Origin of the sequence: Sporichthya sp. (genome assembly GCF_013815995.1) — a bacterium.
GTDB lineage: Bacteria > Actinomycetota > Actinomycetes > Sporichthyales > Sporichthyaceae > Sporichthya.
In genome coordinates, this window is record NZ_JACDFE010000176.1 from 1 (window position 1) to 9,879 (window position 9,879).

Consider the following 9,879-nt stretch of genomic DNA (forward strand, 5'->3'; position numbering starts at 1 on the left):
GCACGAGCTGGGCCGCCGCGCCGCCGCCGAGTGGGCGGGCCACCGCGCGCACCACGCGAGCGCCGGCCGCGGTGAAGCCGAGGAGCAACGTGGCGAGCAAGGTCAGGGCGGTCGCGCCGAGCACCGCAGGCCAGAGCCACCGGTGGTAGCGGTCCTCCAGCGCGATGTCCGCCCGGGCGAAGTCCCGCGCCGCGTCCGGGGCGACCCCGCCGCCGGGCGGCGTCGGCAGCGTCTCCCACGGCGTGGTCGTGACGATCACGATCAGCAGTGCGACGGCGAGCACACCGAGCGCGACCAGCGCCGGCCGGCGCGGGTCCGCCTCGCCGCGCGGCGATCGGTGCCGGCCGGACTCCGGTTCCTGACGATCTGTCAGGACAGCGTCTCGTCTAGGTATTCGCGCCAGTCCGCGGTGAACTGGGCAAGCGTCGTGCCGAGCACGGCGGCGAAGGCCCTCTCCACCGAAGCCGCGCTGCCGCCGGGCGCGCCGGCCTGGCGGACGAAGGCCAGCAACTTGGCCTCCCCGTGCTCCTCGGCGATCATCGAGCAGGCCAGCCAGGCCATCTCGTACGCCTGCGGCAACCGCGCGTTGGTGGTCTTGAAGTCGGCGTCGGAGGGCAGCGCGGTGATCTCCATGCCGCCCCGCAGGTCCTCGACCAACTCCTGGGCGATGAAGCGGACCGCCAGTCCGCTGCCCTGGTAACCGATGTAGTCGGCGAAGCCCTCGGCCAGCCACATCGGCGTCCACTCCTGGGTCGCCGAGCGGACCGCGACGTGGGTGACCTCGTGGGTCATGATCACCCGCTTGCCCACCTCGGAGAGGTCCGCGTAGGCCCGGGGGTTGATCACGACGCGCTCCGCCGCGGCGGTCTCCTCGGCCACCCCGAGCTCGCCCCGGGTGATCGCGGCCAACTGCGCGTAGGCCGAGGCCTTGCCGCCGAGCAGGTCCGCCATCTCGTCCTCGGTGCGGGTGACCAGCACCAGCACCTTGCGCGGCCAGGCCTTGCCCCAGACCTCGTCGACCCGCAGTACCGAGGCGTCGACCTCGTCCGCGATCGGCTCGAGCTCGTCGTCCTCGGGCAGACCGAGCACCAGGGCATGGTCGCTGCGCAGCGCGTTGACCTTGCCCACGTCCCAGAGTTGCTGGTTGCCGCGGCCGGGGGCGACCCAGCGCCCGCTGACGTACCAGCGGCCCTCCCGCGGGGTGAAGACGTAGACCTCGTCGTGGGTGGAGTCGGCGTTGTCGTAGCCGGTAATCCGCAGCGCGACGTCGACGAACGAGCCGAAGCTGTCGAGGCCGGCGGTGACGGCCTCGGCGACGGCGGCGGCCGGGAGCCGGGCGTCCTCGCGCGGAGCCATCCGGTAGGTCCAGGCCGCCAGCGGCACCTCGGTCAGGTTGTCGAACCAGCGGGCCTGGTCCTGGCGCAGCTCGGCGTCTTGCGGATCGACAGTGGCCAGGAACTCGGACCGGTCCTTGGCCACCAGGGCGCTCGCCCGCCGCTGCAGCAGATCGGCGACAGTGTCCTCCTGGCCCGCCACCCCGCCGCGGGCGACCCCGCCCTGCTCGACGACCCCGGGCTTGCCCGGACCGTCGTCGCCGAAGGCGTCCTTGAACGGACCCCCATCGCGGGTGGCGAACCCGACGGCGACCGCGGCCGCGATCAGCGAGACCACCACGCCGGCGACCAGGCTGCCGCGCCGGCGGAAGGGCCGGACCTTGTCCGGCGTCTTCCCCGGCCACGGCGGGATCTGGGAAGCGGACATTGCGGGAATCGTACGGTGAGGGAGCTGGGACGGTCAGACGAAGACCGCGACGCTCCGCAAGATCATCCGCAGCGTCTCCGGACTACGGGCGGGTGGCCCCGGTGTAAGGCATCTGCGCGATGGGGGCAATCTCGACCCGGCGGCTCGGGTTGGGCGCGTGGACCATGCGGCCGTTACCGAGGTACATGCCCACGTGGCTGATGGGCGAGTAGAAGTACACCAGGTCACCCGGCTGCAGTTCCGAGCGCGGAATCTTGTCGCCCGAGGAGTACTGCTGCGCCGAGGAGTGCGGCAGCGAGACGCCGGCTTTGCCCCACGCAGCCATGGTAAGACCGGAGCAGTCGAAGCCGTCCGGGCCATCGGCACCCCACACGTAGCGGTCGCCGAGCTGGCCGAGCGCGTACTCGATGGCCTTGGCCGCGCGCGGGTTGGGCAGCGGCAGGTTCTTGAGCAGGTCGCGGTCGTCGCCACGGGAGGCGCGGTTGAGCTGGCCGCGGTCCTTGGCCTGGAGGCGGTTGAGTACCTCGCGGGCGGCCCGCAGGTTCTTCTCGACCTCGGACTTCTCGCCTGCGAGCGCCTTGCGCTGCGCCTCGACGACGGCGAGCTGCTGGGCGGCGGCGGTCTGGTTGGCCTGGAGCTCGCGGCGGGCCTCGACGACCTTGCGCAGCGCGCCGGCCTCGCGGGAGGACAGCGCGTCCAGGCTGGCGGCCTTGGCGATGAAGGCCTCGGGGTCGTCGGAGAAGACCAGCTGAAGGGTCTGGTCCATACCGCCGCTGCGGTAGGCGTTGGCGGCGAAGGCGCCGACGGTCTTCTGCAGCTCGCTGACGGTGGACTGCTGGGCGGAGGCGAGCTTCTGCGCGCGGCCGAACTTGCGCTCCGCGTCCTGCAGGGCCATCCGGGCCTCGTTGTAGCGCTCCGTGGCTTGCTCTGCCTTGTGGTAGAGCGCCTCGACCTGCCGCCGGGCCTCATCGACGTCGAGTCGGGGCGCGGCGCTGACTGAGCCCTGAACGCTCACGGCGAGAGCGAACGCGGCACACACGGCGACCAGACCGCGGGCAGGGCGGGCTGCACGGAGGTGGGGCACTCGGGCGGGGCTCCTTCTGCTGTCCGCCTACCGGGTTAGCTGTCGGGTTCGGGCCTAGCAGCGGCCCTACGGTGCGAGCCCACTACCTGCGGCTTGCACCGACTCACCCCAGTGGAGGTGGGTCCCCGGCTTCGGTCCGTGGCGGCCGCGGTGGGGCGGACGCTTCAGTTCCGAACTCGGCGGTGGTGGGCACCCCCACCCCGGCGGGGCGGTGTCGGAGGACTCACCAGATGTAGGAAACATAACGAGGGTCCGGAGGTCGGTCGACCGAGACCGACTCCTTTTCGTGGCCCCTTGACCTTGTCTTGGGTCACTGCCGGTGTCCGAACTAACCGAGTTCCCCAGCGTCCGTCGGATGGACTACACGCTGTGTTCACCCGCCGTGACCGAACGCTGTGGCATTCCTCGCAAAAAATGACGCATCGGCGAGGGCCGGGCGTGGCGCGGCATTTGTCTCGCCAGGTGGTCATCGCGTGGTCCGGAGGATGCCGATCCAGGCCGAGCCACGGGCCGCCGAGGTCGGTCAGGCGCTTTTTGGCACAAGGCGCAGCGGCGGGACCAGGCCGCAGTCGGCCAGCACCTCCAGCGCGGCCCGCTCCTCGGAATCGAAGCCGGCGCTCATCGCCCCCGGCGGACCGAGCAGCACCGAGACCACGCAGTCCCCGCACGCCAGATCTCGCATCACACAGGTGTCGCAATCGATGATCATCGGGGCCCTCCCCGTCGCAAGCCATGTCGTCGAGAGCGACGTTAGGTGGGGCCTCTGACAGTCCGTCATCTTGACCGATTCCGCACCCTGCTCCCGCATGCGCAACACCCCCCGTCACACCCGTAACACGGCGGCGCGCCTCGCCCTTGCTGTCAGTGGGCGCACCTACCGTCCCAAGACATGACGGTCGCCCCGGAGTTCCCGGCCTCCCTGCCCGGGGTTCCCCCTGCGTCGATGCCCGGACAACTGCCCGGACAGCTGGCCGGAGCGCTGCCTGGGCAGCTCCGCGCGGTCCAGGGCACCTTCGAGGAGCTCGGCACCCCGCTGCGGGACGTCACCTTCGTCGTGGTCGACCTCGAAACCACCGGCGGCACGCCGGCCGACGGCATCACCGAGATCGGCGCGGTCAAGGTGCGCGCCGGGCGCCGTCTCGGTGAGTTCCAGACCCTGGTGAACCCCGGCAACCCGATCCCGGCCTTCATCCAGGTGATGACCGGCATCACCGACGGGATGGTCGCCTCCGCGCCGCGGATCGAGTCCGCGCTGCCGGCGTTCCTGGAGTTTGCCGCCGGCTCGGTGCTGGTCGCGCACAACGCCCCTTTCGACGTCGGCTTCCTCAAGGCCGCCTGCGCGGCCACGGGCCGGGCCTGGCCCGGGTTCGCCGCCGTCGACACCGTCAAACTCGCCAGGGGCGTGGTCACCCGCGACGAGGCACCCAACTGCAAGCTCGGCACCCTGGCGCCGCTGTTCGGCTCCCCCACCACGCCGAACCACCGAGCGCTGTCCGACGCGCGGGCCACCGTCGACGTCCTGCACGGGCTGTTGGAGCGCCTCGGGCCGATGGGCATCACGACGTTGGAGGAGCTGCTCGGCTACTCCGCCAAGGTTCGCCCGGAGCAGCGCCGCAAGCGCTACCTGGCCGCCGGCCTGCCGACCGAGCCCGGGGTCTACCGGTTCGAGGACGCCCGCGGCGAAGTGCTCTACGTCGGCACCTCCGGCAACATCCGGGACCGGGTGCGGACCTACTTCACGGCCTCGGAGCTTCGAACCCGGATGGCCGAGATGGTCGGGCTGGCCGAGCGGGTGGTCCCGATCGTGTGCGCGCACAAGCTGGAGGCCTCGGTCCGCGAGCTGCGCCTGATCGCCGAGCACAAGCCGCGCTACAACCGCCGCTCGCGGTTCCCGGAGCGGATGGTCTGGCTCAAGCTCACCGAGGAGACCTTCCCCCGCCTGTCGGTGGTCCGCCAGGTGCGCCCGGACGAGGCGCACCTCGGGCCGTTCGGCAGCGCCCGCGTCGCCGAGGAGGCGATGACCGCGGCGCACGAGGCGTTCCGGATCCGGCAGTGCCGCCAGCCGCTCTCGCTCCGGCGCACCGTGCCGGCGTGCGTGCTGGCCGAGATGGGCCGTTGCAACGCACCGTGCGAGGGCCGGGAGTCCCCGGCGGAGTACGCCGAGCACGCCGACGGCGTCCGGACCGCGATGGAGTCCGACGCCCGCGAGCTGGTGACCCGGCTGCGGGCGCGCATCGAGGCGCTCTCCGCGGAAGGCCGCTACGAGGACGCCGCCCGTCATCGGGACCGCCTGGCCGCGTTCGCGCGCACCGCGGCGCGGATGCAGCGCCTGCGCGGGCTGACCCGCTGCCCCGAACTCGTCGCGGCCCGACCGGCCCGCGACGGCGGCTGGGACATCGCGGTGGTCCGGCACGGGCGGCTGGCCGCGGCCACCGTCGCCCCCCACGCCCGGGCTGTCCTCGGCGCGGTCGCAGCCGCGCAGGCCACCGCGGCCACCGTGCTGCCCGGCACCGGACCGTTGCCGGCGGCCAGCGCGGAGGAAACCGAGACGATCCTGCGCTGGCTGGAGCAACCCGGCACCCGACTGGTGGCTCTGGAGGGCGAGTGGAGTTCGCCACTACACGGCGCCGGCCGTTGGCATGCCTGGCTCGCGGCGGCCGACGCCCACCGGGACACCAGCCGCGAGGACGACCGGCCGCGCGGCCGGCTCCCCCGTCGGCGGTAACCTGGCCGCGATGTCCAGCCGTAGCGAAACCGTGACGACGTGATCTTCAAGATCCGCATACCCGCGGCCGATACCTCAGGCATGACGACCCGGCGACGGCGGATGGCCGCCGCGGCGCTGTTCCTGGCCACTGCGATGGGGATCGCCGCCGCCGCGAACGGCCACTCCGCGACTCCCGACATGCCGGGCCAGATCGGCGACGCGGTCAGCGTCGGCGGAGCCGTGCTGCTGAGCGAGTAGCTCCTCCCCGGCGCCCGGCCGACCGGCTGACCGGCCCCCCAGGCCGCTACGCAATGATCACTGCGTGGTGATCCCGATCCACGACAAGAACCCGACCAAGCGGTTCCCCGTCGTGACCTACGCGATCCTCATCCTCAACGTCGCCATCTACTTCTTCGGTCCGTCCCTGGGCGACCAGGGCCTGCCCGCGGGCGTCCCCGACGAATGCAAGACCGACGCCTTTGTCCAGCAGTGGTCGGCGATTCCCAAGGAGCTGACCGAGAACCACCAGCTGCCCCACGAGCCGGTCGACCTGGTCATCAACGGCGACGTGGACGAGGCCGAACCCGGCAGCCGCACCGAGGTCGGCGTGATCCGCTGCCCGGCGGCGGACTTCGACAAGGTCCCCGCGCTGTCCGCGCTGAGCTCGATGTTCCTGCACGGCGGCCTGCTGCACCTGCTGGGCAACATGCTGTTCCTGTTCATCTTCGGCAACAACGTCGAGGACCGCTTCGGCCGGTTCCGGTTCGCGCTGTTCTATCTGCTCTGCGGGTACACGGCGACCTACGCCTTCGCGTTCACCGATCCGAACTCGGTCACCCCGCTGGTCGGGGCCTCCGGGGCGATCGCCGGCGTGCTGGGCGCCTATCTGTGGCTCTATCCCAAGGCCCGAATCGTCGCGCTGGTGCCCTTCCTGTTCTTCATCCCGCTGCCGATGCCGGCCTGGTTCGTCCTCGCGTCCTGGTTCGGCCTCCAGGCCCTCTACGCCCAGGGCGGTGGTCTCGGCGAGGGCTCCGTGGCCTACGTCGCCCATGTCGTCGGGTTCGCGGTCGGGTTCGTGCTGACCGTGATGTTCATCGGGGAGAAGCGCCAGACCCCGGAGGAACGCCCACGCACCAAACGCCGGCACTAATAGGCTTCGCTCGCCGAACCCCGAGAGGACTCCAGTGATCACCGCGATCGTGCTCATCAAGGCGGACATGGGGAACATCCCCGAGGTCGGCGAGGCAATCGCGCAGCTCGACGGGGTCAGCGAGGTCTACTCGATCACCGGCGAGTACGACCTGGTCGCGATGGTGCGGGTACAGCGTCACGACGACCTTGCCGAGGTGATCCCCGGCCGGCTGAACAAGACCCCGGGCGTGTTGTCCACCGAGACACACATCGCGTTCCGCACCTACTCCCGGCACGACCTGGAGGCGGCGTTCTCGGTCGGTATGGCCGAATAGTCGCTTCGTGGCGTTGCTGAAAGGCCGCGACAAATCACCCAGGTCCCGCGAATCCCAGATCTCCTCCGTCCCCCGTCCCTAGACTTTTGAGCGGGGGAAGATCGTTTCGGTCTGGGGGGATCATGACGTCGCGACGCCGCCTGAGCACGATCGTGCTCGGCACCGCCGTGGTGCTGCTGGCCTCTGCCACCGGCAGCTACGCCGAGAGCCCGGAACCGACGCCGATCAGCGCGAGCCCGGAGGCGACTCCTGAGGCCACCCCGGAAGCGACGCCTGAGGCCACCCCCGAGGCGACCCCGGCAGCCACTCCTGAGCCCACGCCCGCACCCTCGGTCCAACCCGCGGAGCCGACCTTCCAGGCGCAGCAGACGACCGACCAGGACACCGCGCAGAACCCCGTCGCAGCCAGCGCCGCAGCCGCCGTCCCGCTCGACCTCAAGGTCTCCAGGCTCAGCCGGTCCGACCTGCCGTACACCTACCGCCCGGGCTGCCCGGTCGGCCCGTCCGGGCTGCGCAAGCTCACCCTGACCCACCTCGGCTTCGACAAGAAGATGCACCGCGGCGAGATCGTGGTGCGCACCTCGGCCGTCGACGACGTGACCGCGGTGTTCAAGCGGGCCCTGGCGGACCGCTTCCCGATCCGCCTGATGCGCCCGGTGGACCGCTACCGCGGCTCGGACGTCACATCGATGGAGAAGGACAACACCTCGGCGTTCAACTGCCGCCACGTCACGGGCAACCCCAGCCGGTTGTCCCAGCACTCCTACGGGAACGCTGTCGACGTGAACACCAAGGAGAACCCGTACGTGACCGGCAGCCGGGTCTACCCGGCCACCTCGCGGACGTACCTGAACCGGTCGAACCTGCGCAAGGGCATGCTGATCAGGAGCGGCCCGATCCCGAAGGAGTTCGCCTCCCGGCGTTGGTTCTGGGGTGCCCGCTGGAGCCACCCGGACTACCAGCACTTCTCGAGCAACGGCAGGTAAGCAGATGAGTCGCCGAACCCGCGTCCTGAGCGCCGCCCTCCTGGCGGCCGTGGTCCTGAGCGGGTGTAACGACTCCTCCGACGACGCGTCGCCGGACGCGGCCGCCCGCTCCGAGCCCGTTCTGGCCGAGACTGCCGTGCCGCAGACCGCCGGTCCTCTGACGGGTGCTCAGATGCCGGCGCCGGCCATCCTCGGGGAGGGCTGGTCCGAACGGGCCGATCCCGGGGCCGGGCACGAGGACGAGACCGACCCGGACGCCCCGTCCACCCAGGCGCGGGACGTCGCGGAACTTATGGATGGTCTGGTCCCGATCGGTTGCCCCGAGGCCGCGGTGAACATCGCCCTCCCCCGACCGCAGTACGCGCTCGAGCGCACCTACGCCGGCCCGTCCGGGCAGCCCGGCGTCGCGTTGGTCCTGGAGTTCGCCGACGCTGCGAGCCCCGACGGCTTCCTCGGCGCCCTCGATCGCCAGATCCGCGCGTGCCCGGCCGCCGGCGCTGACCCGAGGGGCCCGGTCGCCCTCGGCTTCCGGGGCGTGACCCGGACCCCGGAGCAGGTCTCCGCGCTGCGCCAGGAACAGGGCGTGGACGCCGACCCCAACCAGTACCTGGTGATCGCCGTCCGCGACGGCAAGCGCGTCGCCCTGGTGTTCCTGGCCGACACCCGCATCGCGAAGGCCCCGGCCATTGGCGCCGACCTGATCAAGGCGATCCGCCAGACCTGACCTGCTGTTCCCAGCGGCCCGCTACGGCTGGTTCTGGGTGGACGCCTTGACCCGTCGGACATCCGGCCAACACCGGCGCGACGTCCGCCGTGGCCCCCGAACCGACCGCGACGCCCGAACCGGCGGCAACACCCTGAAGCGCCCCAGGTTTGATGCCGCATCCTTTTGAGTTGGAAGGATGCGAACCATGCCGAAGAGGATCGACGACAAGCTCAAGGAACGTTGTGTGCGGCAGGTGCTCGAGCACCTGCCGGAGACCCATCGCTGATGGCGGCGGTCGATGCAGTCGCCCGCAGGGAAGGCGTGGGTAAGGAGTCCGTCCGCCGCTGGGTGCGCCAGGCCCAGATCGACAGCGGGCACCGCCAGGCCGCGACCAGTGAGGAGCTGGCCGAGATCCGGGAGCTGAAGGTGAAGGTCCGCCGCCTGGAGGAGGACAACGAAATCCTGCGCCGGGCTTCGATTTTCTTCGCGGGGGCACTCGACCCCCGCACGCGCTGATCGGCGCGTTCATCGACGAGATGCGCGCCGAGGGCCACGCGGTCGAGTCGGTCTGCCGGGTTCTGCGTGAGCAGGGCTGTCAGATCGCCGCGCGGACCTACCGGGCCTGGGCCCGGCCCGGGCAGGTGGTGGCCGAGCGAACGGTCACCGACGCCCTGGTGCTGGACAAGGTCCGCGGCTGGGCCTGGATCGTCGACCATGACGGCGTGCGCCAGCTCGCCCCGGAGGGGCTGTACGGGCGGCGGAAGATGACTCGCCTGGTCCGCCGGTCGATGCCGGCCGCCTCGCCGGGCAGCGTCGACCGCGCGATGAGATCCCTTGGTCTGCAGGGGGTCCGCCGGGCTAAGGGCATCCGGACCACGATCCCGGCCAAGGACGGGCGCCGGGCCGGGGACCTGCTGGACCGGGACTTCACCGCGCCCGCCCCGAACCGCACCTGGGTTGCCGACTTCACCTACTGCCGGACCTGGCTCGGGTTCGTCTACGTCGCGTTCATCGTCGACGTCTTCGCTCAGAAGATCGTGGCCTGGCACGCCGCCACCGCCAAAGACACCGACCTGGTGATGATCCCGCTGCGGATGGCGCTGTGGTCGCGGGACCGCGAAGGCCACAAAGTGACGGAAGATCAGTTGATCTGTCACTCCGATGCCGGG

Annotated in this window: 9 protein-coding genes, 2 pseudogenes and 1 riboswitch; of the genes and pseudogenes, 7 read left to right on the top strand and 4 right to left on the bottom strand. The window is 71.2% G+C overall.

Annotation, left to right across the window (positions count from 1 at the left end; all coding sequences use genetic code 11):
- From H0X00_RS17570 to H0X00_RS17585, 4 genes and pseudogenes are all read right to left on the bottom strand, one after another.
- A pseudogene (locus tag H0X00_RS17570) lies at positions 1–283 on the bottom strand (M48 family peptidase); the annotation flags it as partial.
- An 86-nt stretch (positions 284–369) separates the two neighbouring features.
- Positions 370–1,761 (bottom strand): hypothetical protein, encoded by a 1,392-nt coding sequence (locus H0X00_RS17575; protein ID WP_293773412.1) that lies wholly within the window; start codon positions 1,759–1,761, stop codon positions 370–372.
- An 82-nt stretch (positions 1,762–1,843) separates the two neighbouring features.
- Entirely contained in the window at positions 1,844–2,776 is a 933-nt protein-coding gene (locus H0X00_RS17580; RefSeq protein ID WP_293773414.1) for a C40 family peptidase, read from the bottom strand.
- A gap of 78 nt (positions 2,777–2,854) precedes the next feature.
- A riboswitch (cyclic di-AMP (ydaO/yuaA leader) is annotated at positions 2,855–3,037 on the bottom strand.
- 331 nt (positions 3,038–3,368) lie between these two features.
- A complete protein-coding gene (locus tag H0X00_RS17585; RefSeq protein ID WP_293773416.1) occupies positions 3,369–3,554 on the bottom strand; it encodes a hypothetical protein in 186 nt (61 codons plus the stop codon).
- Between the two features lie 234 nt (positions 3,555–3,788).
- Between H0X00_RS17585 and H0X00_RS17590 the strand changes: the two genes are divergently transcribed.
- The 7 genes and pseudogenes from H0X00_RS17590 to H0X00_RS17620 all read left to right on the top strand — a co-directional run.
- Entirely contained in the window at positions 3,789–5,570 is a 1,782-nt protein-coding gene (locus H0X00_RS17590; protein ID WP_367186678.1) for a DEDD exonuclease domain-containing protein, read from the top strand.
- A gap of 39 nt (positions 5,571–5,609) precedes the next feature.
- On the top strand, positions 5,610–5,810 hold the full coding sequence (locus tag H0X00_RS17595) for a hypothetical protein (RefSeq protein WP_293773421.1): 201 nt from the start codon (positions 5,610–5,612) through the stop codon (positions 5,808–5,810).
- Between the two features lie 64 nt (positions 5,811–5,874).
- Positions 5,875–6,702 (top strand): rhomboid family intramembrane serine protease, encoded by an 828-nt coding sequence (locus H0X00_RS17600; RefSeq protein ID WP_293773424.1) that lies wholly within the window; start codon positions 5,875–5,877, stop codon positions 6,700–6,702.
- A 34-nt stretch (positions 6,703–6,736) separates the two neighbouring features.
- Entirely contained in the window at positions 6,737–7,018 is a 282-nt protein-coding gene (locus H0X00_RS17605) for an Lrp/AsnC ligand binding domain-containing protein (RefSeq protein WP_293773426.1), read from the top strand.
- A gap of 122 nt (positions 7,019–7,140) precedes the next feature.
- Complete coding sequence (locus tag H0X00_RS17610; RefSeq protein WP_293773428.1) at positions 7,141–8,004, top strand: M15 family metallopeptidase; 864 nt, start codon at positions 7,141–7,143, stop codon at positions 8,002–8,004.
- Between the two features lie 4 nt (positions 8,005–8,008).
- Positions 8,009–8,728: a hypothetical protein gene (locus tag H0X00_RS17615; protein ID WP_293773430.1), complete on the top strand. Its 720-nt coding sequence runs from the start codon at positions 8,009–8,011 to the stop codon at positions 8,726–8,728.
- 187 nt (positions 8,729–8,915) lie between these two features.
- Positions 8,916–9,879 (top strand): annotated as a pseudogene (locus tag H0X00_RS17620) (IS3 family transposase); the annotation flags it as partial.